The organism is Roseateles chitinivorans (genome assembly GCF_050632145.1).
GTDB lineage: Bacteria > Pseudomonadota > Gammaproteobacteria > Burkholderiales > Burkholderiaceae_C > Roseateles > Roseateles chitinivorans_B.
This window is the reverse complement of the sequence record NZ_CP192577.1, coordinates 1,305,198-1,327,876: the sequence shown is the minus strand read 5'-3', so window position 1 is coordinate 1,327,876 and position 22,679 is coordinate 1,305,198. Positions and strand designations below refer to the sequence as shown.

Here is a 22,679-nt window from a genome sequence, read left to right as displayed (position 1 = left end):
GGTCCGACCCGCTCGCGGCAGGAGCCGCTCAGGAGCCGCCTGCGGCGATCACTTCACCCGGACCAGTTGCCAGGCGTGCGGCAGCGAATCGGCGGCGGGCATCCAGTGATCGATGGCGGCACCCAGCAGCACGCCCACCAGCAGCAGGCCTAGCGCCGGTCCCCAGGTGCGCCGGACCGCGCATCGCCACCAGCCGCCTTCGCTCAAGTGCCGCCAGGCCATGCCACCGGCGACGCTGGCCAGGGCCACCTCGACCGAGACCGCCAGCAGCACGTCCACGCCGAACAGTCCGAAGACGCAGAAGCCGAGCGCCGCGCCGGTCGCCAGGATCAGCGCGATGGGCACGGCGATGACCAGGCCCTCGTCGAGTCCGCCGATCGCATCGCTGGCCGAGCCCAGCGCGTCGCCGGTTGTGGACAAGTTCGATGGACAAGCTGTGGAAAAGGGTGTGGGCAAGTCGGTGGACAAGGATGTGGATGCGCTTGTGGAGAAATCTCCGGACGCCCCGCCGCCACCGAAATCGCCGCCTCCGCCGCTGCGGAACGGCACGGAGGGACGTCCGCGTCCCAGATTGCCGGCGAGCTGGGAGCCGAAGTCCAGCAGGTCCGGCGTGCCGTCCAGCGGCGACCCGTCGTGACGCAGCAACGCCCGCGCCCATACGCGCAGCAGGCCCAGGTAGAGCAGGTAGCTGGCCGGCAGCAGCAGTGCGTAGCGCCAGGCCAGCGTCTCCACGCCCATCGCCCGCAGCCCCGCGCCGCCCAGCATCAGCGCGCCGAACATCAGCATCGCAATGACGAAGACATGCAGCCGGAGCAGGAATCGGCTGCGCAGCTGGCGCCTCAGGTCCTCGACCCAGCGCAGCCGAGCGTGCTGGCGCTGGGCGAACGACGGGGGTTTCGAGACGTGATGGGCGCGATGGGCGTGCGACATGGGCGGCGGCGGCGGAGCGTGCGGCGTGGCACGTCGTCCCAGGATAGCGGGCGAGGGTCAGTCCGCCGCTGCGGAACGCTAGCTCCGGTCCATCGGAGAACGCGAACCCGCCCACAGCCCGGCGAAGGTCAGCGCGGCGTTCACCAGCAGCAGTTCCAGCCCCATCCGGTAGTGGCCGAAGAGGGTCGCCTGGTGGGCGTCGACGACCCAGCACAGCGCCGGCGCCGCCAGCGCGACCCAGGGCAGGACGCCCGCCCGCAGGGTCCGCGTCGTCAGGATGCCGAAGGCGAACAGCCCCAGCAGCGGCCCGTAGGTGTAGCCCGCCAGCTTGAGGATCAGGGACACCATGCTCGGGTCGTCGAGCCAGCGGAATCCCAGCGTCAGCAGCAGGAACAACCCCGCGTAGCCGAGGTGCACCGCCTTGCGGACGCGGCGCTGGCGGGCCTCGTCCCAGTCGCGGCGTTCCTGCAATCCGATCAGGTCGATGCAGGTGCTGGACGTCAGCGCGGTGATGGCGCCGTCGGCGCTCGGGAACAGCGCCGAGATCAGCGCGACCACGAAGATCAGCTGCACCCAGGCGGGCAGGTGGCCCATCACGACGGCGGGGAACAACCGGTCGCCGTGGGCGCTGATGGCCTGCTGCTGCGCATACATCGTGAGCAGGCCGCCCAGGAACAGGAACAGCAGCACCACGACGGTCATGATGGCCGCCATCACCATCATGTTCTTCTGCGCGTCGGCCAGGCGCTTGACCGAGATGTTCTTCTGCATCATCTCCTGGTCCAGGCCGGTCATCGCGACGGCGATGGCCGCGCCGGCGAGCAGTTGCTTGGCCCAGTGCGAGGCGCTCATCGGATCGGTGACGAAGACGTCGGCGAGGCCGGCCGCGCGCATGGTCGACCAGCCGGAGGCCAGGTCCAGGCCCAGCGCGTGGAGCAGGAACACCACGCAGATCACCAGGCCGCCCAGCATGCCGGTGGTCTGGAGGGTGTCGGTCCAGACGATGGTCTTGACGCCGCCCTCCAGCGTGTAGAGCAGGATCATCACGAGCACCAGCAGCGCGCTGAGCCAGAACGGCATGCCGTTCTGGGCCAGCACCAGGTCCTGCAGGATGCGCACGACGAGGTAGAGGCGGGCGGTCGCGCCCAGGGTGCGGGACAGGATGAAGAATCCGGCGCCGGTGCGGTGGGCGGCGACGCCCAGGCGGGTGCCGAGGTAACGGTAGATGGAGCTGAGATTGAGCCGGTAGTAGAGCGGCAGCAGCACGAAGGCCACGACGGCGTAGCCGGCGAACTGGCCGATCATGATCTGGAAGTAGCTGAACGCGCCGGCGCCGACCGAGCCCGGCACGCTGATGAAGCTCACGCCGGAGAGCGAGGTGCCGATCATCCCGAAGGCGACCAGTCCCCAGTGGCTGTTGCGGTTGCCGATGAAGAAGCTGTCGTTGTCCGCGCGGCGCGAGGTCCACCAGGCCACCCCCAGCAGCAGCGAGAAGTAGGCGACGACGACGGCGAGCAGGACGGAGGCGGACATGGCGCGGGATTATTGGAGCGCCGCCACGGGAGCGGCATTCCGAATGTGGCAGCGGGCATAACCGGCCCATCCCCCGCCCACCTCCCGCCCATCCCCCTCCGTTCGCCGCCCATTCCCTGACCTTCGTCGGCGTGAAGGGCGTCGTGCTACAACCTCGGCTCTTCGAAGGAGTCGATCATGGAGTTGTCAGTCTGGCTGGGGTTCTTCGCGGCCTCCTGGGCCATCAGCCTGTCCCCGGGCGCGGGTGCCATCGCGGCGATGAGCGCCGGGCTGAATCACGGCTTCCAGCGCGGCTACTTCATGACGATGGGCCTGATCCTGGGCATCCTGACCCAGATCGTGGTGGTCGGCGCCGGGCTGGGCGCGCTGATCGCGGCGTCCGAGCAGGCGTTCGCGGTGGTCAAGTGGGCGGGCGTGGCCTACCTCGTGTACCTCGGCATCCAGCAATGGCGCTCGCCGGCCAAGCCGCTGGTGGCGGAACAGGCCGAAGGCCGGCAGGTCTCGCGCCGTGACCTGGTCCTGCGCGGCTGGGGCATCAACGCGGTGAACCCCAAGGGGACGGTCTTCCTGCTGGCCGTGGTCCCCCAGTTCCTGAACCTGCACCACAGCCTGCCGCAGCAGTACGCGGTGATCGGCGCGACGCTGGCCTTCACCGACGCCGTCGTGATGGCCGGCTACACGCTGCTCGCGGCGCGCGTGCTGCGGGCGCTGCGTTCCGAATCCCACCTGAAGGCGATGAACCGGATCTTCGGATCGCTGTTCGTCGCCGCCGGCGCGCTGCTGGCCACCTTCAAGAAGGCGGCCGACTGAGGCGCCGGTCCGGAACGCCGCCATCCGGCTTCTCCTGAGCGACCCGCCAGAGGCGGTCGCTCCCTCCGAAGGCCGCCCCCAACAGGGCGGCCTCGTCGTTTCCACCGGCCCGCTGAATGCGCCCTCGCGCGGGCGGCCGGTACAGATCGCCACCGCACATCATGTCCACCGTTTCCGACCGCTGGTTGTTCTGGGGCCCGACGCTGATCTGGGCCAGCACCTGGCATGTGATCCTGTATCAGCTCGCCTCGGGCGTGCCGATCCTGAACTCGGTCGGCTGGCGATTCGGTCTGGCGGCGCTGATGCTGGCGGGTTTCGCGCGCTGGCAGAAGCTGTCGCTGAAGCTGCCGTGGTCGGCGCACGGGCTGATGCTGGCGACGGGGATCGTGCAGTACAGCGGCAACTATTTCTCCGTCTACGAGGCCGAACGCCACATCCCGAGCGGGCTGGTGGCGGTGCTGTTCTGCCTGATGGTGTTCGGCAACGCGCTGACGGGGCGGATCTTCTTCGCGCAACGCGTGACGGGCCGATTCCTGGCGGCGTCCGCGGGCGCGGTGGCGGGGGTGGTGATGATCTTCTGGCCGGAGATCGCCTCGACCGGCGCCCGCCCGACGGCGGCCTACGGTCTGGCGATCGGCCTGGCGGCGGTGCTGGCCGCAGTCATCGGCAACGTCCTGACGCTGACCTTGACCCGCCGCGGCCTGGCGCTGGTGCCGGTGCTGGCGTGGAGCATGGGATATGGCGCGATCTTCCTGCTGGCCGCCTCGGTGGCGACGGGGCAGGGCCTGAACTTCGCGTGGACGCCGTCGTACGTGTTCAGCCTGCTGTACCTGGCGGTGTTCGGCTCGGTGTTCGCCTTCGTCCTGTACTTCAAGCTGGCACAGCGCCAGGGCACGGCGCGCGCCGCGCTGACCGGCGTGGTCATCCCGGTGATCGCGCTGGGGATCTCGGCGATCTTCGAAGGCTGGCGGCCGACGATGCTGGCGCTCGCCGGCATGGTGCTCTGCCTGGGCAGCATCTACGTGGCGACACGGCCGCAGCGGTGATCGGATGTTCTCATCCGGTTCGAAGTCCTTCCTGATACCGCGCTGATGGTTTCCCGCTGAAGCGGGAACTGGCGCCAGGTATTGCGGAATCGCAAGGGCACTCTTCTCGTTCGATCACAAGCTTCGCCTTCGATGACGGAGGGGCAGAGGCCCCATTCAAGGAGTTGTGAAATGAAATGTCCGGCCTGCGGATTCGCGAGGACGATGCGCGACACCCGCGATCTGAAGCATGTCTACAAAGGCGTGTCGACGACCATTCCTGCGGTCACCGGAGACTTCTGCCCATCGTGCGACGAAGTCACCCTGGACATGGATGAGTCTGGTCGCGTCATGAAGGCAGTGCGTGCCTTCTCCAAACAGGTGAACGCCTCGCAAGTCGATCCGTCTTTCATCGCGGAGGTCCGCAAGAGGCTTGCGCTGGATCAACGCGAGGCCGGTGAAATCTTCGGTGGCGGCGTGAACGCCTTCTCCCGATACGAGACCGGCAAGACGCAACCGCCGCTGGCGTTGATCAAACTGCTGAGGCTGCTCGACCGGCACCCGGATTTGCTGGAGGAGATCAGGGCTTGATCGTGTCAGCGGCGCGTCGGCGGCGCGCGGCGACGCCGATGGCCGCCACGCCTGCCAGCATCAGCGCGTAGGTCGACGGCTCCGGCACGGCCGAGGCGCTCTCCACCATGGAAATGATGCGGGCGTTACCCAGCACCAGGGCTTCGCCATACGTGCCGTCCGCCCGCCAGTAGGCGCTCCGATAACGCAGGCTGAGGCAGTCCTCGCAAGTCCCCAGGCGAGACAGCTCTTCGAAGAAGTAGCTCGTGGATTCGGGCCGGTTGTAGTCCGACACCGCAAGCGCCGGGAAGCGCACGCTCAGCCCCAGGTTCATCTCGTTGACGAACGCGCTGCCGTCGGGGTTCGACCAGATCACCCCGCTGTAGACGTTGAATCCCTCATTGGCGCCGAGGATCTCGCCGGTGTCGGTCCAGCTGCTGACGGATCGCGAACGCTGGACGATGTTGCGTACATCTCCCGTCGCGCCCGGATCGACCCCGATGGGATTGGTCACCGACGCCGGCGCCGTCGGCACGAGCGAGGTCGACATGTCCAGGCTGCTCGTGTTCGTGTACCGCTGCGTGAAACTCAGTCGCTCCCGTTCGCGCCCCGTCCATGGGTCCAGCGACGTCGACCTGCTCGAGCTGTACTCCACGGCATTCGGAGAAAGGCCGTACTCGAACGTGAAGGTGTGCGTGAGCGTGATCGGTGAACTGAAATTCAGTTCGGTCGAGTGCGCCCAGCAATCGGTCTCCGTCGGCGGACAGTCGACGACCTGGGACTGGAACGTGTAGCTCCCCTCCAGCGTCACCGTCACCGTCGCCATCGCGACCGGGCTCAACATCGCGCCCACGAGGGCGGCCATCCAGCGCATCTTCATTGCTTTCCTCTCCCTGGGGTCTGTCGTGATTCGTCGTCGGCCCTCAAGCGGCCTTGCGCCGGCGCACCGCGACGCCGATGGCGGCCACGCCGGCCAGCATCAGCGCGTAGGTCGACGGCTCCGGCACGGCCGAGGCGGATTCCACGATGGAAATGATGTGGGCGCGACCGTCGAAGGTGGTCGTGCTGTAGCTGCCGTCCGCCAGCCAGTAACTGTCGCGGTAGTTCAGCGAGAGGCAGCCTGCGCAGCTGCCCAGTCGTTGGAACTGCTCGAGGAAATACGCGCTCGATTCCGCGCGGTTGAAATCCGTCGCCGCCAGCGCGGCGAATGGCCCGCCTGCCCCGAGAGAGAAGCTGCGCTCGAAGCTGGCCCCGCCGGGTGTCTCGCCGTCCTCACTGCTGTGGAGGCTGAAAGATTCCGCGGCGCTGACCACTTCGCCGGTGTCGCTCCAGGCGTCGACCGAGCGGGCACGTCGCGCCACGTTGGTGACGCTCACGGTCGAACCGAGGGTGCCCGCGACAGGGTTGAAGACCGTTGCGGGTGCCGCCGGCACCTGGGAACTCGACAGATCCGAGCTGACCAGATTCGCGTAACGCTGCGAGAAGTAGAGCAGGTCCATGTCGCGACCTGTCGACGGGTCTGTGACCGTGGTCCGAGAGGTATAGGACGGCAATTGCCCGGGCGAAACGCCGAACTCGAATGTGAAGGTCTGGCTGTACGCGATCGGCGTGCCGAACAAGATGGCGGTCGTGTACGGCGAACAGTCGGTGGCCGCGGCCGGACAGTCGATGGTTCGTGACCCGAAGGTGTAGCTCCCCTCCAGCGTCACCGTCACCGCCGCCATGGCGACCGGGCTCAGCATCGCACCCACGAGCGCGGCCAACGCGAGCTTGAGCCCGCCGATCTTCTTGTTCATGGAGTTCCTTCCCTCTCGGGTCGGATTCTCACCATGTCAGGTTTGCAAAGCGTCGACGCACCCCCTCGAATGGAGGGGCGCACAACGCCGATGACACGCCCGGTTACTTCACCCAGCCGATCTCGACCGCCGTCGCCGGACCGACCGCGGTCTCGCCCAGGCCCGAAGGGATCCGCAGTTCGCCCTCCCGCACCGGGATGCGGCCGGCCATCAGCTCGGCAGCCGTCTGCGGGTACCGGGGCTCCTGGCGCGGCGCCGCGAAACCCTCGGGGAACATCGGTGCCAGCGTCGACGGGTCGTACTTGTCGGTCGCGCCGAAGGTGTGCAGCGCCTCATGCGCGATGACGACCTCGTTCTGCGCCTGCTGGGCCTTCGTCGCGAACAGGTGCACCAGGCCGAGCCGCCCCTTCTCCAGCCCGATCGAGTGCGGCAGCGCGCCGGCGAAATCCGGCGGGTGGTACATCAGGAAGAGCTTCACGTCGGGCGCGGGCGAGCTCGGCGGCGTCTTTCGCCAGGCCCACCAGCGCATGCGCAGGCTCCAGGAGATGGCCGACAGCGGCCCGCCGTCCCGGGGCACCGCCGGCGGCGCGACGTGGACACGGCTGCCCAGCACGATCCGCACCGGCTGCGACAGGGGCACGCCGTAACGGGCCGCCTCCTGCCGGAAATACGGCTCCAGGCCCGCGAAGGCGGCGGCGTCCAGCCGCTCCAGGTAGAGGTCCGTCACGGCGTCGCCGGACGCGTTGATCGGATACAGCGTCACGACCTGGGGCCGCTTCCAGGACTGGGCCTGCCAGCGGCTGACCAGCGTGGTGAGCGCCACCGTCAACAGGATCCCGAGCAGGATCAGGATCCGCAATGCCTTGAACATGTCCTCTCCCTCATCGATCGTCCGATCCCGCGCCGGCTCAGTCGCCGCGGACCTTGCCGCGGCCGGCCTTGATGTCGCCGCGCTGGCTCTTGGCTTCCAGGCGGCGTTTCTGCGACCCGTAGGTCGGCTTCGTCGCCCGGCGCGCCTTCGGCGTGTGCGCCACGCTCTGCGCGAGCGCGACCAGCCGGGCCACCGCATCGGCGCGGTTCTGTTCCTGGCTGCGTGATTCCTGGGCCTTGATCACCACGACGCCCTCGGCCGTGATCCGCTGGTCGCTGAGCGCCAGCAGGCGTTCCTTGATCAGCGCCGGCAGCGTCGAGCGCCGGATGTCGAAGCGCAGGTGCACCGCGCTGCTCACCTTGTTGACGTTCTGGCCGCCCGGCCCGCTGGCCCGGATCGCGGAGATCTCGAGCTCCCAGTCGGCCGGCGTCCAGTCCAGGTGCATGACGCCGACGGGGCAGCCGTTCGCCGGGCCTCAGCCCAGCGTCTCGACGTGCACCGGCACGCGTCTGGTCACGGCGCACATCAGCTCGTAGCCGATCGTGCCGGCCGAGCGGGCCACCTCGTCGATCGGCAGCACCGCGCCGTGCGGACCCTGGCCCCAGAGCGTGACCTCGCTGCCGACGCCCTCGTTCGGATGGTCGGTCAGGTCGACCGCCAGCATGTCCATCGACACGCGTCCGATCGTCGCGCTGCGCCTGCCGCCGACCAGCACCGGCGTGCCGTGCACCGCATGGCGCGGATAGCCGTCCGCGTACCCGCAGGCCACCGTGCCGATGCGCATCGCGCGCTGCGCCACGAAGCTGCTGCCGTACCCGACGCTGTCGCCTTCCTTCAGGTGCTGCACCGCCAGCACCTTGGCCCGCAGCGTCATCGTGGGCTTGAGGTCCCAGTGGGTGAGGTCGTGCTCCGGGAAGTCCGGCGCGCTGCCGTAGGTCATGATCCCCGAGCGCACCCAGTCGGCGCGCACTTCGGGGTCCTGGCTGTGGCGCAGGATCGCCGCGCTGTTGCTCAGCGACCGCGCGCCCGGCAGGTCCGCGGTCGCCTCCTTGAAGACGGCGGTCTGGTGCTCGATGCCGCGCGGGCCGTCGGCGTCCGAGAAATGCGTCATCAGCGAGATCTCGTCCACCTGCGGCAGCGCGTTCAACCGCGTCCAGGCGCCGCGGAACGCGCTCGGCGAGAAGCCCAGCCGGTTCATGCCGCTGTTGAGCTTGAGGAACACCCGGTGCGGCTCGTGCGTCTTGTGCATGGCCAGCCAGTCGACCTGCTGCTCGTGATGCACCGCGTGCCAGAGCTTCAGCCGCGAGCAGAGTTCCAGGTCGCGCGATTCGAAGCAGCCTTCCAGCAGCAGGATCGGGCCTCGCCAGCCGAGGTCGCGCACGCGCTGGGCCTCGTCCAGGTCCAGCAGCGCGAAGCCGTCGGCGCTGCGCAGCGCGTCGAACGCCCGCTCGATGCCGTGGCCGTAGGCGTTCGCCTTCACGACTGCGAACACCTGCGCGTCGGGCGCGCAGGCGCGGGCGCGGGCGATGTTGTGGGCCAGCGCGGGCTGGTGGACGAGGGCTTCGATCGGACGCGGCATGGGCCCCCATTGTGCCGCGCATGAAGGGGTTCACGCCCCTCCGCGGTGCGGAGGGGAGGGCGCCATGGGGTCGGAAAAGCGGTGCGGATTAGCACAGAGACACTGTCCCGTGAAGCGCTGTTACGAAAACGAGCGCGTGCTATAAACCCGCCGCAGCGCTGCCCTTTCCCCACCCCGTGGACCCAGCGTGTTCACCGCAGTTCCAGGTATGCCGGGTCGATGAAAAAAGGCTTCTACACCATCATGTCAGCGCAGTTCTTCAGCTCGCTGGCTGATAACGCGCTGTTCGTGGCCGCCGTTGAACTGCTCCGCACCAGCGGCGCCGCCGAGTGGCAGCGCGCCGCGCTGGTGCCCATGTTCGCGCTGTTCTACGTGGTGCTCGCGCCCTTCGTGGGCGCGTTCGCGGACGCGGTGCCCAAAGGCAAGGTCATGTTCATCTCCAACACCATCAAGGTGCTGGGATGCCTGAGCATGCTGGTGGGCGTGCATCCGCTGATCGCCTATGCGATCGTCGGCCTCGGCGCCGCCGCCTACTCGCCGGCCAAGTACGGCATCCTGACCGAACTCCTGCCGCCGTCGCAGCTCGTGAAGGCCAACGGCTGGATCGAGGGGCTGACCATCGCCTCCATCATCCTGGGCGCCGTCTTCGGCGGACAGCTGATCGGCGACAGGGCCTCGGCCTGGCTGCTGGCCATCGACATCCCCTACATCGACACCGGCATCGACACCCCGCCGCAGGCCGCCATCGCCTTCATGGTGGTGCTGTATTTCATCGCGGCGCTCTTCAACCTGCGCATCCCCCGCACCGATTCGCCGCTGCAGCCGATCTCGCACAACGCGACCGACCTGGTGCGCGAGTTCGCCGCCTGCAACTCGCGGCTGTGGCAGGACAAGCTGGGCCAGATCTCGCTGGGCATGACGACGCTGTTCTGGGGCGTGTCCGGTAACATGCGCTACATCGTCTTCGCCTGGGCCGCCGCGGCGCTGAGCTACGGCACGACGCAGGCGTCGGCGCTGGCCGGCGTGGTGGCGATCGGCACGGCCGTCGGCGCGATCGTGGCGTCCGCGGTCGTGCGCCTGGACAAGGCCACCAGCGTCATCCCGATGGGCATCGGCCTGGGCCTGCTGATGCTGGTGCTGAACTTCATCAACAACCTCTGGGTCGCGATCCCGTTCCTGATCCTGCTGGGCGGCATCGGCGGCTACCTGGTCGTGCCGATGAACGCGCTGCTGCAGCATCGCGGTCACAACCTGATGGGCGCGGGCCGCTCGATCGCCGTGCAGAACTTCAACGAGCAGGCCTGCATCCTGGGCCTGGGCGCGCTGTACACGATGCTGACCCGCTTCGGCACCTCGGCCTTCGGCTCGATCACCATCCTGGGCCTGCTGGTGGCGGGCACGATGTGGGTGGTGGGACGCTGGCACGAGCACAACAAGCGCGAGCATCCAGAAGAGCTGGAGCGCCTGCTCGCCATCGCGCGCAGCGACAAGCACTGAGCGGACGCCTCCGCTGAAACGACGACGGCCCCTCGGGGCCGTCGTCTTTTGAGATGCGCTGTCTGACTGCCGACGCCTTCAGCGCCGCGCGCGTCCCCGCCCGGTCGGCGGCGCGGCGACGATGATGCCGCCCGTGGTCAGCACCTGATCGATGTGCTCCGACCAGGCGCGCCCGATCTTCAGGCAGCCGCTGTGGTTGAGGTGGATCTCGTTGTGCCAGTCGCCGCTGATGCCGCTGGCGCCCGGCGTCGCCGCGGCCAAGGGCACGGCGGTCGAGTCGAACACGAACAGCCCCGGGAACTGCTCCTTGTCCGCCATCAGCGTCTTCAGCAGCTGGGCCAGGTGCATCACCATCAGACGGCTGACGGCCGCCCAGTCGGCGGCCGGGATCGCATAGGCCTTGAGTGCCGGATACAGCCACGGACCGTGGCCGGCATCTTCCGCGCCGGCCGGCCGCGGCATCGGCACCGCGTAGCAGTGGATGAAGATCGGCTTGCCCGCCGACGGCCCCTGGTCGCGCAGCGTCAGCAGATGGCGCAGGTTGGCCTTCAGGTAGTCGGCGTAGGTCGCCCAGCCGGGCTCCGAGAAGTAGCGGCCGACGCCCGCGGACGGGGCCCCCATTCGGTCTGGTTGCGCAGCAGGCGCAGGTGCAGCGGCACTTCCACGCCGTCGAGCTGCGTCGGCGTCTGCGCCGCCTTGATCAGGTCGTTGCCGCCGACGGAGAGCAGGATGCCGTCCCAGACCTGGGCATCGGGCGCCGTGAGCAGCCGGACGAAGTCGGGGGAAGACGCCAGTTCCACCACCTTGGACAGGCTTTCGCGCTGCCCGGCGCAGTTGATCGCGACGGTGGGTTTGGTCAGCACCAGTTCCTGGAGCAGGTTCGCGTGCGCGCTGAGCTTGGCCTGGGCGGTCGAGAACCAGGAGTCTCCCTGGGCGAGCAGGCGCCAGTGGTAGCTCGGCAGGTCGGGCCCGGGCTTGGACTGCAAATCCTCGGGGGCGAAACAGGCCAGGTGATCCAAGAAGCTCTCCCTACTTTGGTGGACGGGTCACACGCGACAGGGTAGGCCGCGTGCATGACAGGCGCACGGCGCCCCGATTGGAGGTCAGGGTCAGTCCTTGCGCCATGCTACAAACCCTGGGCATTGTTGGCCGGTCCGCAGGCCGGATCCAAGCCCTGTCGGGGGGACTGTTGCACAAGCCCCACCCCTTGTGGGCTTCTGTCGCGCCCCTGTCCCTTCGTCTGTCACTCCGTCTGTCCCCAGTTCCCGAATGCCGATCCTCGCCCTGATGCTCAACGCCACCATCTGGGGGCTGTCCTGGTGGCCGTTCCGCCAGTTCGAGGGGGCCGGCATGCACCCGCTCTGGACGACGGTCATCCTCTACATCCTGTCCCTGATCGTGGTGCTGAGCAGCCAGCGCGGCGCGATGGCGGAATGGCTGCGCTCCCCCGGCCTGTGGGTGGTGACGCTGGCCGCCGGGATGACCAATACCGCCTTCAACTGGGGGGTGTCGACCGGCGACGTGGTGCGGGTGGTGTTGCTGTTCTACCTGATGCCGCTGTGGGCGGTGCTGCTGGCGCGGCTGGTCCTGGGCGAACCGTTGACGGTGTCGGCCGGTCTGCGGATCGCCCTGGCGCTGGGCGGCGCGCTGGCGGTGCTGGCGCCGGCGGACGGCGGCTGGCCGCTGCCGTCCAGCCTGCCGGATGTCCTCGGACTGGTCGGCGGCATGACCTTCGCGTTCAACAACGTGATGCTGCGCCGCGAGGCCGCCCGCAGCCCCGGCGCCCGGGCGCTGGCGATGTTCGCCGGCGGCGTGCTGGTGGCGGGGCTGTCCGCCACGGCCATGGCCGGCCGGGGCCTGGCTCCGTGGCCTTCCTTGCCCGGCGCGGTCTGGCTGTTGCCGCTGGCGGGGATGGCGCTGTTGTTCTTCGTCTCCAACCTGTCGCTGCAATACGGGGCGGCGCGCCTGCCGGCCAACGTCACGGCGGTGGTCATGCTGACGGAGGTGCCGGTGGCGGCGATCTCGGCGCTGCTGCTGGGCGGCGGCACGCTGGACGGAAAGACCGCCGCCGGCGGTGCGGCGATCCTGGCTGCGGCGATGCTGGCGGCGCTGGAGCGGCGTCGCGCCTGATCGCCTGCACCGCGCTAGGATGCACCCCGGCCCACCCGGGCCGTCACGAGGATGACGAGGAGGTCCCCCATGAGCGCCAATGGCAAGACTGCTTTCGACTTCGACGCCGTCAGCATCGCCGGCGAGCCGGTCGAGCTGTCGCAGTACCGCGGCCGCGTGCTGCTGGTCGTCAACACCGCCAGCGAGTGCGGCTTCACGCCGCAGTTCAAGGGTCTCGAGGACCTGTGGCGCGACTTCCAGGCGCGCGGGCTGGTGGTCGTCGGTTTCCCGAGCAATGAGTTCGGCGGCCAGGATCCCGGCAGCAACGAGGAGATCTCGTCGTTCTGCCAGCTGAACTACGGCGTGAGCTTCCCGATGATGGCCAAGATCAAGGTCAACGGCGGGGAGGCGCACCCGCTGTGGCAGTGGCTCAAGGGCGAGAAGCCCGGCATCCTGGGCACGCAGGCGATCAAGTGGAACTTCACCAAGTTCCTGGTCGGCCGCGACGGGCAGGTGCTGAAGCGTTTCGCGCCGAACGACGCGCCCGCCGCCATCCGCGGCGAGATCGAGGCGGCACTGGCGGAGTGAGGCTCACCGGCGGATGTCGAGCCCGCCATAACGCAGCCGCAGCCGGCCTTCGGCCTGCGCGGCGCGCAGCAGCTGATTGACCGTCTGCCGCGACAGGTGCGCGAGTTGCGCCAGCTCCGCCTGAGTCGCCCGCAACGCCTGCCAGCCCTCGGCGTCCGAGGGGCCGGCGCGTTCATCGGCCAATTGACGCAATGCCACGCCGAAGCGCTCGGCGGCGCTCAGATGCCGGGCGGCCTCCAGCAGGCGCAGGTTGCCTTCGAAGCGTTCGGCGAATTCCCGCATCAGCGCCCGGGCGAAACCCGGCCAGTCGTCCATCAGGACGCGGTATGCGGGCGCGCCGATGACCCGCACGCGGCTGTCCGACACGGCCGCCGCCTCATAGCGCGAGGGCTTGCCGCTGATGAAGGCCGCGAGCCCGAACAGACGCGGCGCCCGCACGTGCTCCAGCACCGACATCCGGCCGTCGAGCGCGGCGAACCGGGCCTCGATCTCGCCGTCCTCGACCAGGTAGAACGCCGACGGCGACTGGCCCTGCGCGAACAGCACCCGACCGGCCGGCAGCCGCCGGCTGGGCATCAGCGCCTCCAGCCGCAGGGCGAGCGTGGCGGGCGGCGTCAGATCGGGGAAGTTGGCGCAGAGGGCCTGGACGGCGGTCGGCATGGGCGAGGGGAATGGCGGGTCGGCAGGCGTGAATTGTCGGATATCCGACATTCCGCAAGCCCGGACGGTCCTAGAGTCGCCGGTCATGGAAGACGCACTCGGGCGCATCGCCCACCACTTCACCCGGTTCGCCGAAACCGACGGCCGGGACGACCCGTTCTACGCGGCGCTGGCGGGGATCATCGCCGGCGACCCGGACCTCCTGGCGCTGCTGCTGGAGGCGCCGGCGACCCAGCGCAAGCCGGTGCTGTTGCTGGCCGCATTGCACGACCGGATCCTGGCCGGCGCTACCCATCCGCTGGCCGCCTACTACGCCAGCGTGGGGGGTTCGCGGACGCCGGACGACGCCCTCGGACCGCAGCTCCGGGATTTCGTCCATCGCGAGGACGCCGCATTGCGCGCGCTGATCCGCACGCGCACCACGCAGACCAACGAGACCGGCCGCTGTGCGGTGCTCCGACCCGCGTTGCAGGCGCTCGCGTCGCGTCTCGGCGGCACCGACGCCCAGCCGGTCGAACTGGCACTGTTCGAATTCGGCTGCAGCGCGGGCCTGATCCTGGGCGTCGATCGCTACGCGTATGACGATGGGATTGAGGTGACGCCCGGCGAGCGCCCCGATGCGCCATTGATCCGCAGCATCTGGCGTGGCGAACGCCCCGCCGGATTGCTCGGTGCGCCGCGCTGGCGGGCCGGTCGCCGCATGGGCGTCGATCTGCAGCCGATCGCCCCTGCCGACGACGTGGCGGCCCGCTGGCTGCGCGCCTGTCTCTGGCCGGGCGATGCCGCGCGCCGGGAGCGGCTGGACCGGGCGTTGGCCGACGCCCGGCGGCATCCGGTGCCGCTGCTGCGAACGGAGGACGGACTGGCGGACCTCGAGCGCTGGATGGACGAACTGCCTGCCGGCGTCACGCCGGTGATCTTCAACGTCTGGGTGCTGGCCTACTTCGATGCCGCGTCGTTCAAGACGCATGTCGAGCGCATCGATCAGCTGGTGCGCGACCGCGGGCTGGTCTGGATCAGCGGCGAGGTCGGCAAACTGGCGCCGATGGCGTCGCCGCCGGACTGCCCGGCCGGCGAATCGCCCGGCAGCGGCACGCTGTGGACGCTGCAATGGCGCGACGGCGGAGAGGTCCGCACCGACGTGCTGGCCTGGTCGCATCCGCACGGACGGTGGATCGAGTGGCTGGACGCCGGCCATGCCCGCTCAGCGTGAGGCCCCCGACGCCGGACTTGCCGACGCGCCGGGGACGAGCTTCAACTCGTTGACGACAAACTCCACGTCGTCGATCTGCTTCACCAACGCCTCGAGTGCGGACGCCTCATCGGCGCTGCGCACGCAGCCTTGCAGCCAGATCCAGCGCCGCTGGCCGAGCGCCCAGACGCTGGTCGTCGCAGCGAACCGGCCGTCCGCGGCGACGGCTTTCTGCACGCGCGGCATGATCTCCTTGTCGTAGAGATAGGCGTTGGGCAGCCGGCAGCGGCCGCTCTGGAAGCAGCTGGTGCCGCGCTCGATGCGGCCATGCGCCTGTGCCCTGGCTTCGGCCTCGCTCATCAGCGGTCCAGACGGGGCCGGACACTCGGACGGCGGGATTGCCGAGCTCAGCTGCACGAAGGGATCATCGAAGACGTTGCGGCGCGCTTCCTCGGCGACGGTAGCCACGGGCAGCACCGCGAGCAGGATCAGCGCGATCCGTGCGCAGACGCACAGGCGATGGGCGATTGGCGGCGGTCGTCGCATGGCCGGGAGCTTGCCCCATCGCTTTCGAGCCTTCAAGCGGGCCGCCTTGATGGCTAGGATGGCCCGTCGCCCCCCACAAGAACGCCTGGAGACTCCGAAGATGACTGCCCCGATGTCTGCCTCCTCCTCCTTCCCCCGGTTGCGCCGCGCGGCGCTGGCCCTGGCCGCGATGACCGCCCTCGGCGTCCAGGCGCAGACGGTTCCCGAGCTTCACGCGCTTGCCGCCAAGGAGCAGCCCGCGCTGATGAAGACGCTGCAGCAGCTCGTCGAGATCGAGTCCGGCAGCTCCGACCGCCAGGGCCTGGACCGCATCGCCGGCGTCATCGCGCAGCGGCTGCGCGAGCTCGGCGGCCAGGTGCAGTTGATCGATCCGGACAAGACCATCGCCTCGCCGACGTCGGACGCGGGCGACGGCCCCGCCAAGGTCGGCCAGGTCGTGCAGGCGTCGTTCAAGGGTGGCAACGCCAACGGCAAGCGCGTGATGCTGATCGCGCACATGGACACCGTCTACCAGCGCGGCGGCCTGAAGCAGCAGCCCTTCCGCATCGACGGCAACCACGCCTACGGCCTGGGCATCGCCGACGACAAGCAGGGCGTCGCCACCATCCTCCATGCGCTGGCCCTGCTGAAGTCGGTCGGCTTCAAGGACTACGCCGAGATCACCGTCCTGATCAACGGCGACGAGGAGATCGGTTCCCCGGGCTCGAATCCGTTGATCACGAAGCTCGGCGGCGAGCATGACGCGGTGCTGTCCTTCGAAGGCGGCGGCGGTCCGACCACGCCGGACACGGTGCGCCTGGCCACCAGCGGCATCGCCTCGGTCGACCTGAAGGTCAAGGGGCGCTCGTCACATGCGGGCGCGGCGCCGGAGAAGGGCATCAACGCGCTGACCGAGTTGTCGCACCAGATCCTGCAGACACGCGATCTGTCCGATCCGAAGCGCGGCCTGCACCTCAACTGGACGATGTCCAAGGCGGGCTCGGTCCGCAACGCCATCCCGGAGCGCGCCGAGGCCCAGGGCGACGCGCGCGCGGACCGCTTCTCCGACTTCGACGCCCTGGAAGCCGAGCTGCGCAAGCGCATCCAGAACAAGCTGGTCCCGGATGCGGAAGTGAGCTTGAGCTTCAACCGCGGCCGCCCGCCGCTGGCGGCGACCGATGCCTGCGCGCGCTGGCCGCGAAGGTCAAGGCCCTGGCCGACGAACAGAAGCTGGAGCTGGTCGTGCGTGACCGCCCGACCGGCGGCGGCACCGATGCCGCCTATGCGTCGCTGGCGACCAAGGCGCCGGTGATCGAGGGCCTGGGCGTGCGCGGCTACGGCGCGCACAGCAGCGACAGCGAGTACGTCGTCGTCGACGCCATCGCCCCGAAGCTGGTGCTCGTGACCCGTCTGGTGATGGCCATCGGCAGCGGCAAGGCGCTCTGATCAGGCCTTCGGGTACAGGACCATCTGCGTGCAGCGGAACAGCGCGATCGTCTTGCCGTTGTGCGTGACGGTCGCATCCCAGACCTGCGTCGTGCGGCCCATGTGGACGGCGGTGGCGAGGCATTCGATGACGCCGTCGCGGGCGGTGCCCAGGTGGTTGGACTTCAGTTCGACCGTGGTGAAGTTCTGCGCGCCGTCGGGCAGCGACGAGATGCAGCCGTAGCCGCAGCAGGTGTCGGCCAGCGTGACGACGCTCCCGGCGTGCAGGTAGCCGTTGGGGGCCATCACCTGCTGGGTGACCGGCAGGCGCGCGAAGACGCGGCCCTTCTCGACCTCGACGATCTCGATGCCCATGTGGCCGGGCAGGCAGGCCGCGCCGCGCGCGTTGAAGTCGTTGATCATGTGATGCTGTGGTGCGGGTGGATCAGGTCATGCGAAGCCGGCATTGTCGTCGGCCTGTATCGGCGCTTCGGCAGGCGGGCTGTTCCGGTGCGGACGGGCGCGGCTGGGGATAATGAGGCGAGCCGATAGTCCAACGTGGAGTTCCCAGCATGTTCCAGCACGTCGACGCCTACGCGGGCGATCCCATCCTCAGCCTGAACGAGGCCTTCCAGAAGGATCCGCGCACGCAGAAGATCAACCTGTCCATCGGCATCTACTTCGATGACGACGGCCGCATCCCGATGCTGGATTCCGTGCGCCGGGCCGAACTCGCGGTGGTGGAACAGGCCGGCGCGCGGCCCTACCTGCCGATGGAAGGCGCGGCCAACTTCCGCACCGAGGTGCAGAAGCTGCTGTTCGGCGCCGACAGCGAGGCGCTGCAGAGCAAGCGCGTCGCGACCATCCAGGGCGTGGGTTCGTCGGGCGGCCTGAAGGTCGGCGCGGACTTCATCAAGCGCTACTTCCCCGACAGCGCGATCTACCTGAGCGACCCGACCTGGGACAACCACCGCGCGGTCTTCGAGGGCTCGTACATCGAGTGCCGCAGCTACCCGTACTACGACGCGCAGACCGGCGGCCTGCGTTTCGACGCGATGCTGCAGGCGCTGTCGGAGGCGCCGGCGCGCAGCGTCGTGCTGCTGCACGCGTGCTGCCACAACCCGACGGGCGTGGACCTGTCGCAGTCGCAGTGGGACGCGCTGATCCCGGTGCTGAAGGAGCGCGAGCTGATCGCCTTCCTGGACCTGGCCTATCAGGGCTACGGCGACGGGCTGGAGCAGGACACCTTCGCGATCCGCGCGCTGGCGTCGGCGGGCCTGAGCTTCTTCGTCGCCAACAGCTTCTCCAAGAACATGAGCCTGTACGGCGAGCGCTGCGGCGCGCTGTCGGTCGTGTGCCCGGACGCGGCGCAGGCGGCCAACGTGCTGGGCCAGCTGAAGTTCACGATCCGCCGCAACTATTCGAACCCGCCGATGCACGGCGGCCAGGTCGTGGCCAAGGTGCTGGGCGACCCTGCGCTGCGCGCGCTGTGGGAAGGCGAGGTCGAGGAGATGCGCGAGCGCATTCTGGCGATGCGCAACGCGCTGTTCGAGGTGGTCTCGGCCAAGGTGCCGGGTCGCAACTTCGACTACTTCCTGAAGCAGCGCGGCATGTTCAGCTACACCGGCCTGACGCCGGAGCAGGTCGACCGCCTGCGCGAGGAGTTCGGCGTCTACATCCTGCGCTCCGGCCGCATGTGCATCGCGGGCCTGAACACGCGCAACGTGGAAGCGACGGCGAACGCGATGGCGGCGGTCCTCGCCTGAAGATCCGGTACCTCGGTCACCCACCGAGAGGGACGACCGGGGGCCCTTTTCGGAACTCAAGGAGGGAGATGGAGAAAAGGGCCCCCGGTTGGCCCTCTCGCGCTCGGTGCCACGCAGGCACCCCCTTGCGCGCATTCAACAAGGTTATGGGTAGCGGCACCGCTTTCATTGGCTGAGGGTGTCGTGAATCCGTAACCTCCCGGACCATTCAAGAATGAATTCGTCCGGGATGAAGCAGCTAGTCGTGATCGGTGGGGGCGTCGTGGGCGTCACCACCGCCTGGGCCCTGGCGGAGGCGGGGCATCGGGTGACGCTCGTGGAGCGCGAGGCCGCGCTGGGCACGGGTGCGAGCCGTGCGAACGGGGGCAGCTCAGCTACCGCTACGTGTCGCCGCTGGCCGATGCCGGCGTGCCGCTGAAGGCGCTGCGCTGGCTGCTCGATCCGGACGGTCCGCTGCGATTCAAGCCCGACGGCACGGCGGCGCAATGGCGCTGGCTGGCCTCGTTCCTGGCCCATTGCCGCGGGCCGGTCAACCAGCGCACGACCGAGCGCCTGCTTGAATTGGGCGCGTTCAGCCAACGGTGTTTCGGCGAACTGCAGCGGCATGCGGCGCTGGATGCCATCGCGCTGCGCACGCCGGGCAAGCTGGTCGTGTACCGCAAGCCGGAGGAGTTCGCTCGCGTGGCCGCGCGCACGCCGGCCGGCGGGCCGGAACGGGCGCTGACCCGCGACGAATGCCTCGCGATCGAACCGTCGCTCGGCGATGGCGGCGCGCAGTGGCTGGCGGGCGGCATCTTCACGTCCGGCGAGGCGGTCGCCGATTGCCACGCGCTCAGCGTGCAACTGGGCGAGCGGCTCGCGCGACATCCGAATTTCCGGGGGCGGGTGAAGGCCAACGCCACCGGCTTCGTGGTGGAAGGCGACCGCGTCGTCGCGCTGAGGACGGACCAGGGCGATCTGGTCGCGGACGGCGTCGTGCTGGCCGCCGGGCTGCAGAGTGCCGCCCTGGCCGGACTCGTCGACCTGCGGCTGCCGCTGTATCCGCTGAAGGGCTACAGCCTGTCCGCGCCGATCAACGGCGTGCACCGTCCGCCGACGGTCAGCGTCACGGACTTCGAGCGCAAGACGCTCTACGCCCGCATCGGCGACCAGCTCCGCGTCGCGGCGATGGTCGATCTGGTCGGCGACGACACCAGCATCGATCCGAAGCGCCTGGCCGCGCTGCAGCGCAACGTGCGTGAGACCTTCCCGAAGGCGGCCGACTACGACCACGCCGTGCCTTGGGCCGGCCTCCGTCCGGCGACGCCGAGCGGCGCGCCCATGCTCGGCGCGACGCCGCTGCGCGGGCTGTGGCTGAATGTCGGTCATGGTGCGCTGGGATTCACTTTCTCGTTCGGTTCGGCCCGCATCGTGGCCGACCTCGTTTCCGGCAAGCCCAGTCCGATCGCGCTGGATGGGCTGCAACTCCGCGCCGCCTGAGGCCCCGCGATGACGATGGCCGCCAAGCCCGTCACGCTGGACGCGGCCTCGCTCGCCGAGGCGTTGCGCGCGTCGGTGCTCGCGCAGGACTTCAGCGCCACGATCGATCCGCAGGACGAGGGGCGGGCGATCCGGCACTTCCCGAGCATCGATCTCGCCGTCGTCGCCTTCCCGGAACGCGGTGCGCCGGTCGCGGCGAATGTGCTGTTCTCGCGCGAGCATCCCGAAGGCCTCGTTGCGGACATCGCGCCGGACGCAGGACCCGTCCGGAACATCCGGTACCTGGCCGATCAACGCGATGCCGAGGGCCACTCGATCGCGTGGCGTCCCACGTCCGACTGGTCCACGATGGACTGGACGCCGCTGGCCGGCGAGGCGGGCGAGCGCGGCGGTCGCATCGTCGCGCCGTACCCGGCATCGCTGTTGAAGCTGATGCTGCTGGCGGGCGTGGGCCGGCTTGTCGATCAAGGGCGGGCCGGCTGGTGGCAACCGCTGACCTACGCCGGCCGTGAGCGCGCCGTGTCCGACTGGGTCTACGACATGGTCACGTGGAGCAGCAACGAGGCGACCTCGGCGCTGGTGACGCTGATGCACTCGGCCGGCGCGATCCGTCGCGATGGGGGCCGCGAGGTGCGCAATGAACTGCACACGCTGTTCGCCTCGCTCGGGTTCACGACGCTGCGCTTCGCCAACACGACGGCGGAGGGCGGCTGGGGCAACGGCTCGGGATCGGGCGTGGGCCAGATCCAGATGACCGCGTGGGACACGGTGCGCCTGCTGTGGTGGCTGGATCCGGTGGCGCCGCGCGCGCCGTGGTTGCGCGCCGATGCGCCGCGGCTGTCGCCGGAGAGCCGCAACCAGGCGATGCATGCGTTGCAGGATCAGGCGCTGCACCAGGTGCTGTCGAGCAGCGCGCTCGGCGGCGTGCCCGGCTGGGTGCCGGGGCTGCCGGCGCGCCTGCCTGGCCGGTGGCTGCAGCCGGACGGTGGGCTGCATGCGGGCGAGGTGTCCTTGCCCGGTGACCTGCGTCGATTCGCCACCGGCGGCGAGGTCTGGTTCGCGCACAAGACCGGCAACACCGAGAACTACACGTCCGATGCGGGCATCGTGCGCGGCATCCTGCCGAGGCGCCGGCACTACCTGATCGCGCTGCTGAGCAACCTCGGTTCGCGTTACGCTCCGCATCCCAGCTGCTCCACGACCTGGCGCATCCCGGCGCTCGGCGCCGCGATCGACGCGCGGATGGCGACGTGGCTGGAGCCCCACTCCGCGCCGCATGGCTGACGACACCTTCCTGCTGCCCCCGCTGCCCGAGCGCGCCTGCCTCGGCGTGATCGCGCCCGCCGGTCCGCCGAGGGAGGGCACGCTCGAGCAGCTGATCCCGCTGATCGAGCGCCTGGGCTTCCGCGCCAAGGTGTTCCCCGGCTGCCACGGACCGACGTTCCTCGGCCATCTGGCCGCGGACGATGGTCGTCGCCTCGCCGACCTCCACGAGGCGCTGGACGACCGCCAGGTCGACGCGGTGATCGGCCTGCGCGGCGGCTACGGCTGCCTGCGGCTGCTCGACCGCATCGATCGCGCGCTGCTGCATCGATCGACGAAACCGTTGATCGGCTACAGCGACCTGACGGCGCTCCACGCGCTGCGCCAGCAACTCGGCATCGCCGGCTGGCATGCACCGATGCCGGCCTCGGACTGGCACAAGGGCGAGGCCGGCTGGGCGGATGCCGTCGCGCTCGGCGAGCGCTTGCGCCGCGGCCTCCGTGCCGGCGATCTGCTCGGTCCGGTGCTCGCGCCGCATCCGCTGAACCGGGGATCGACGCCGGTGCGCGGTGTGCTGGCGGGCGGCAACCTGGCGGTGCTGGTCGCGCTGATGGGCACGCCCTTCATGCCGGACTTGCGTGGCACGGTCCTGTTCCTCGAGGACATCGGCGAGGACCCCTACAAGGTCGACCGCCTGCTGTGCCAGCTGCGCCTGGGCGGCGCGCTCGACGACATCGCCGGCGTGCTGCTCGGCAGCTTCACCGACGCCGACTCGCCCGACGAGGTGCTTGCCGACTACGTCGGCGGCCTCGGCATCCCGGTCCTCGCCGGCTGGCCGAGCGGCCACACGACGCCCAACCTGCCGCTGCCGATCGGCGTGGCGGTGACCTTGGATCCGGGCGAGAGAACGCTCAGCGCCTGAGCGGCGCCTCCCCCATCAGGGCGCCGACTTCAGGACGAATCAGTCCTGGGCATGACCTGTCACTCAGTCCTCTCGCAACCATGCGAAGAGGGCGATGTGGCGATTCCCGTCTATCTGGTCCAGGGCTTTCAACGGTGGA

At 69.4% G+C, this 22,679-nt stretch carries 24 protein-coding genes and 1 pseudogene; 13 read left to right on the top strand and 12 right to left on the bottom strand.

Features of this window, described 5'->3' with window-relative positions:
• Positions 1–48: 48 nt before the first annotated feature.
• Together ACQ86G_RS06140 and ACQ86G_RS06135 are read right to left on the bottom strand one after the other, a co-directional pair.
• The gene (locus tag ACQ86G_RS06140) at positions 49–930 is read right to left on the bottom strand and encodes a hypothetical protein (protein WP_431259770.1); all 882 of its coding nucleotides are present in this window, start codon (positions 928–930) and stop codon (positions 49–51) included.
• Between the two features lie 78 nt (positions 931–1,008).
• Complete coding sequence (locus ACQ86G_RS06135) at positions 1,009–2,463, bottom strand: sodium:solute symporter (protein ID WP_431259769.1); 1,455 nt, start codon at positions 2,461–2,463, stop codon at positions 1,009–1,011.
• A 177-nt stretch (positions 2,464–2,640) separates the two neighbouring features.
• Between ACQ86G_RS06135 and ACQ86G_RS06130 the strand changes: the two genes are divergently transcribed.
• From ACQ86G_RS06130 to ACQ86G_RS06120, 3 genes are all read left to right on the top strand, one after another.
• Entirely contained in the window at positions 2,641–3,273 is a 633-nt protein-coding gene (locus ACQ86G_RS06130) for a LysE family transporter (protein WP_431259768.1), read from the top strand.
• Positions 3,274–3,434: 161 nt separating this feature from the next.
• The gene (locus ACQ86G_RS06125; protein WP_431259767.1) at positions 3,435–4,319 is read left to right on the top strand and encodes a DMT family transporter; all 885 of its coding nucleotides are present in this window, start codon (positions 3,435–3,437) and stop codon (positions 4,317–4,319) included.
• A gap of 171 nt (positions 4,320–4,490) precedes the next feature.
• Entirely contained in the window at positions 4,491–4,889 is a 399-nt protein-coding gene (locus ACQ86G_RS06120) for a type II TA system antitoxin MqsA family protein (RefSeq protein WP_431259766.1), read from the top strand.
• On the opposite strand, the gene ACQ86G_RS06115 is transcribed toward ACQ86G_RS06120, so the two are convergent.
• The 5 genes from ACQ86G_RS06115 to alr form a co-directional block, all read right to left on the bottom strand.
• Entirely contained in the window at positions 4,879–5,748 is an 870-nt protein-coding gene (locus ACQ86G_RS06115) for a PEP-CTERM sorting domain-containing protein (protein ID WP_431259765.1), read from the bottom strand. The genes ACQ86G_RS06120 and ACQ86G_RS06115 overlap by 11 nt on opposite strands.
• 43 nt (positions 5,749–5,791) lie before the next feature.
• The gene (locus ACQ86G_RS06110) at positions 5,792–6,664 is read right to left on the bottom strand and encodes a PEP-CTERM sorting domain-containing protein (RefSeq protein WP_431259764.1); all 873 of its coding nucleotides are present in this window, start codon (positions 6,662–6,664) and stop codon (positions 5,792–5,794) included.
• A 103-nt stretch (positions 6,665–6,767) separates the two neighbouring features.
• On the bottom strand, positions 6,768–7,535 hold the full coding sequence (locus tag ACQ86G_RS06105) for a hypothetical protein (protein WP_431259763.1): 768 nt from the start codon (positions 7,533–7,535) through the stop codon (positions 6,768–6,770).
• Positions 7,536–7,572: 37 nt separating this feature from the next.
• Positions 7,573–7,980, bottom strand: a complete 408-nt coding sequence (gene arfB / locus ACQ86G_RS06100) for an alternative ribosome rescue aminoacyl-tRNA hydrolase ArfB (RefSeq protein WP_431259762.1) — start codon at positions 7,978–7,980, stop codon at positions 7,573–7,575.
• Between the two features lie 30 nt (positions 7,981–8,010).
• Positions 8,011–9,114, bottom strand: a complete 1,104-nt coding sequence (gene alr / locus ACQ86G_RS06095; RefSeq protein ID WP_431259761.1) for an alanine racemase — start codon at positions 9,112–9,114, stop codon at positions 8,011–8,013.
• A gap of 219 nt (positions 9,115–9,333) precedes the next feature.
• On the opposite strand from alr, the gene lplT reads away from it, so the two are divergent.
• Positions 9,334–10,611 (top strand): lysophospholipid transporter LplT, encoded by a 1,278-nt coding sequence (lplT, locus tag ACQ86G_RS06090; RefSeq protein ID WP_431259760.1) that lies wholly within the window; start codon positions 9,334–9,336, stop codon positions 10,609–10,611.
• A 78-nt stretch (positions 10,612–10,689) separates the two neighbouring features.
• On the opposite strand, the gene ACQ86G_RS06085 is transcribed toward lplT, so the two are convergent.
• The gene (locus tag ACQ86G_RS06085) at positions 10,690–11,232 is read right to left on the bottom strand and encodes a hypothetical protein (RefSeq protein ID WP_431259759.1); all 543 of its coding nucleotides are present in this window, start codon (positions 11,230–11,232) and stop codon (positions 10,690–10,692) included.
• Entirely contained in the window at positions 11,160–11,630 is a 471-nt protein-coding gene (locus ACQ86G_RS06080) for a hypothetical protein (RefSeq protein ID WP_431259758.1), read from the bottom strand. Before ACQ86G_RS06080 ends, ACQ86G_RS06085 begins: the two co-directional genes overlap by 73 nt.
• Before the next feature lie 250 nt (positions 11,631–11,880).
• Between ACQ86G_RS06080 and ACQ86G_RS06075 the strand changes: the two genes are divergently transcribed.
• Positions 11,881–12,741: an EamA family transporter gene (locus ACQ86G_RS06075; protein ID WP_431259757.1), complete on the top strand. Its 861-nt coding sequence runs from the start codon at positions 11,881–11,883 to the stop codon at positions 12,739–12,741.
• Between the two features lie 69 nt (positions 12,742–12,810).
• Entirely contained in the window at positions 12,811–13,308 is a 498-nt protein-coding gene (locus ACQ86G_RS06070; RefSeq protein ID WP_431259756.1) for a glutathione peroxidase, read from the top strand.
• A gap of 3 nt (positions 13,309–13,311) precedes the next feature.
• Here ACQ86G_RS06070 and ACQ86G_RS06065 read toward each other — a convergent pair whose 3' ends face one another.
• Positions 13,312–13,968 (bottom strand): Crp/Fnr family transcriptional regulator, encoded by a 657-nt coding sequence (locus tag ACQ86G_RS06065; protein WP_431259755.1) that lies wholly within the window; start codon positions 13,966–13,968, stop codon positions 13,312–13,314.
• 85 nt (positions 13,969–14,053) lie between these two features.
• Here ACQ86G_RS06065 and ACQ86G_RS06060 point away from each other — a divergent pair, with 85 nt between their 5' ends.
• A complete protein-coding gene (locus ACQ86G_RS06060) occupies positions 14,054–15,181 on the top strand; it encodes a DUF2332 domain-containing protein (protein ID WP_431259754.1) in 1,128 nt (375 codons plus the stop codon).
• On the opposite strand, the gene ACQ86G_RS06055 is transcribed toward ACQ86G_RS06060, so the two are convergent.
• Positions 15,173–15,706, bottom strand: a complete 534-nt coding sequence (locus ACQ86G_RS06055; RefSeq protein ID WP_431259753.1) for a BON domain-containing protein — start codon at positions 15,704–15,706, stop codon at positions 15,173–15,175. The two genes, ACQ86G_RS06060 and ACQ86G_RS06055, sit on opposite strands and share 9 nt — an antisense overlap.
• A gap of 112 nt (positions 15,707–15,818) precedes the next feature.
• On the opposite strand from ACQ86G_RS06055, the pseudogene ACQ86G_RS06050 reads away from it, so the two are divergent.
• Positions 15,819–17,131, top strand: a pseudogene (locus ACQ86G_RS06050) (glutamate carboxypeptidase).
• Here the strand turns inward: ACQ86G_RS06050 and ACQ86G_RS06045 are convergent.
• Complete coding sequence (locus ACQ86G_RS06045) at positions 17,132–17,533, bottom strand: PaaI family thioesterase (RefSeq protein ID WP_067279614.1); 402 nt, start codon at positions 17,531–17,533, stop codon at positions 17,132–17,134.
• Positions 17,534–17,682: 149 nt separating this feature from the next.
• On the opposite strand from ACQ86G_RS06045, the gene ACQ86G_RS06040 reads away from it, so the two are divergent.
• The 5 genes from ACQ86G_RS06040 (at position 17,683) to ACQ86G_RS06020 (ending at position 22,540) form a co-directional block, all read left to right on the top strand.
• Positions 17,683–18,876, top strand: coding sequence for an aromatic amino acid transaminase (locus ACQ86G_RS06040; RefSeq protein ID WP_431259752.1), 1,194 nt, complete (start codon positions 17,683–17,685; stop codon positions 18,874–18,876).
• A gap of 214 nt (positions 18,877–19,090) precedes the next feature.
• On the top strand, positions 19,091–19,294 hold the full coding sequence (locus ACQ86G_RS06035; protein WP_431259751.1) for an FAD-dependent oxidoreductase: 204 nt from the start codon (positions 19,091–19,093) through the stop codon (positions 19,292–19,294).
• Positions 19,261–20,355: an FAD-dependent oxidoreductase gene (locus ACQ86G_RS06030; RefSeq protein ID WP_431259750.1), complete on the top strand. Its 1,095-nt coding sequence runs from the start codon at positions 19,261–19,263 to the stop codon at positions 20,353–20,355. The genes ACQ86G_RS06035 and ACQ86G_RS06030 overlap by 34 nt, the downstream gene beginning before the upstream one ends.
• 9 nt (positions 20,356–20,364) lie before the next feature.
• Entirely contained in the window at positions 20,365–21,639 is a 1,275-nt protein-coding gene (locus ACQ86G_RS06025) for a serine hydrolase (RefSeq protein ID WP_431259749.1), read from the top strand.
• Positions 21,632–22,540 carry a S66 peptidase family protein gene (locus ACQ86G_RS06020; protein WP_431259748.1) on the top strand — a complete coding sequence of 303 codons (909 nt, stop codon included), beginning with the start codon at positions 21,632–21,634 and terminating at the stop codon, positions 22,538–22,540. Before ACQ86G_RS06025 ends, ACQ86G_RS06020 begins: the two co-directional genes overlap by 8 nt.
• Positions 22,541–22,679: the final 139 nt, after the last annotated feature.

What these genes read in the sequence shown, in the direction of transcription:
- ACQ86G_RS06140 (WP_431259770.1), bottom strand. Translation starts at nt 930, where the DNA reads ATGTCGCACGCCCATCGCGCCCATCACGTCTCGAAACCCCCGTCGTTC.
- ACQ86G_RS06135 (WP_431259769.1), bottom strand. Translation starts at nt 2,463, where the DNA reads ATGTCCGCCTCCGTCCTGCTCGCCGTCGTCGTCGCCTACTTCTCGCTG.
- ACQ86G_RS06130 (WP_431259768.1), top strand. Translation starts at nt 2,641, where the DNA reads ATGGAGTTGTCAGTCTGGCTGGGGTTCTTCGCGGCCTCCTGGGCCATC.
- ACQ86G_RS06125 (WP_431259767.1), top strand. Translation starts at nt 3,435, where the DNA reads ATGTCCACCGTTTCCGACCGCTGGTTGTTCTGGGGCCCGACGCTGATC.
- ACQ86G_RS06120 (WP_431259766.1), top strand. Translation starts at nt 4,491, where the DNA reads ATGAAATGTCCGGCCTGCGGATTCGCGAGGACGATGCGCGACACCCGC.
- ACQ86G_RS06115 (WP_431259765.1), bottom strand. Translation starts at nt 5,748, where the DNA reads ATGAAGATGCGCTGGATGGCCGCCCTCGTGGGCGCGATGTTGAGCCCG.
- ACQ86G_RS06110 (WP_431259764.1), bottom strand. Translation starts at nt 6,664, where the DNA reads ATGAACAAGAAGATCGGCGGGCTCAAGCTCGCGTTGGCCGCGCTCGTG.
- ACQ86G_RS06105 (WP_431259763.1), bottom strand. Translation starts at nt 7,535, where the DNA reads ATGTTCAAGGCATTGCGGATCCTGATCCTGCTCGGGATCCTGTTGACG.
- arfB (WP_431259762.1), bottom strand. Translation starts at nt 7,980, where the DNA reads ATGCACCTGGACTGGACGCCGGCCGACTGGGAGCTCGAGATCTCCGCG.
- alr (WP_431259761.1), bottom strand. Translation starts at nt 9,114, where the DNA reads ATGCCGCGTCCGATCGAAGCCCTCGTCCACCAGCCCGCGCTGGCCCAC.
- lplT (WP_431259760.1), top strand. Translation starts at nt 9,334, where the DNA reads ATGAAAAAAGGCTTCTACACCATCATGTCAGCGCAGTTCTTCAGCTCG.
- ACQ86G_RS06085 (WP_431259759.1), bottom strand. Translation starts at nt 11,232, where the DNA reads ATGGGGGCCCCGTCCGCGGGCGTCGGCCGCTACTTCTCGGAGCCCGGC.
- ACQ86G_RS06075 (WP_431259757.1), top strand. Translation starts at nt 11,881, where the DNA reads ATGCCGATCCTCGCCCTGATGCTCAACGCCACCATCTGGGGGCTGTCC.
- ACQ86G_RS06070 (WP_431259756.1), top strand. Translation starts at nt 12,811, where the DNA reads ATGAGCGCCAATGGCAAGACTGCTTTCGACTTCGACGCCGTCAGCATC.
- ACQ86G_RS06065 (WP_431259755.1), bottom strand. Translation starts at nt 13,968, where the DNA reads ATGCCGACCGCCGTCCAGGCCCTCTGCGCCAACTTCCCCGATCTGACG.
- ACQ86G_RS06060 (WP_431259754.1), top strand. Translation starts at nt 14,054, where the DNA reads ATGGAAGACGCACTCGGGCGCATCGCCCACCACTTCACCCGGTTCGCC.
- ACQ86G_RS06055 (WP_431259753.1), bottom strand. Translation starts at nt 15,706, where the DNA reads ATGCGACGACCGCCGCCAATCGCCCATCGCCTGTGCGTCTGCGCACGG.
- ACQ86G_RS06045 (WP_067279614.1), bottom strand. Translation starts at nt 17,533, where the DNA reads ATGATCAACGACTTCAACGCGCGCGGCGCGGCCTGCCTGCCCGGCCAC.
- ACQ86G_RS06040 (WP_431259752.1), top strand. Translation starts at nt 17,683, where the DNA reads ATGTTCCAGCACGTCGACGCCTACGCGGGCGATCCCATCCTCAGCCTG.
- ACQ86G_RS06035 (WP_431259751.1), top strand. Translation starts at nt 19,091, where the DNA reads ATGAATTCGTCCGGGATGAAGCAGCTAGTCGTGATCGGTGGGGGCGTC.
- ACQ86G_RS06025 (WP_431259749.1), top strand. Translation starts at nt 20,365, where the DNA reads ATGACGATGGCCGCCAAGCCCGTCACGCTGGACGCGGCCTCGCTCGCC.
- ACQ86G_RS06020 (WP_431259748.1), top strand. Translation starts at nt 21,632, where the DNA reads ATGGCTGACGACACCTTCCTGCTGCCCCCGCTGCCCGAGCGCGCCTGC.